Genomic DNA, 315 nt, shown 5'->3' with positions numbered 1-315 from the left:
AATATAACTCCTATTCCTAAATAAAAATAGTAATAGGAGTTATATTATTAGCTTAAACAAACTACTGAAAATCTTTACTTTTTCAATTTAAATTTAATTACTTCCCCTGTATCCATATCTATTTTAACTTGATATTTTACATCTGATTGTTCCTTTATTGAAGAACTAACCTTAAGTATGGCATAATCATTATTTATAGATAGCGTAGCTACAGGTTCTTCATATTGAAAAATAGTATCTATCCCAATCTCATTAATACCAATCTCATATATTTCATTAATATCAAAACTTACGTTATCTAAGTCTAATTGAAGA

General features: G+C 24.8%; 1 protein-coding gene. It reads right to left on the bottom strand.

Going from position 1 to position 315, the window contains the following annotated elements; genetic code table 11:
• Positions 1 to 74: 74 nt before the first annotated feature.
• A partial coding sequence (locus ACX6CF_RS27155; RefSeq protein WP_458788490.1) for a hypothetical protein occupies positions 75 to 315 on the bottom strand: 241 nt, incomplete at its 5' end.

The sequence above is a fragment of the Vallitalea sediminicola genome (assembly GCF_054408565.1).
Note: the sequence above shows the minus strand (reverse complement) of the source record. Positions and strands in the feature narration are given on the sequence as shown.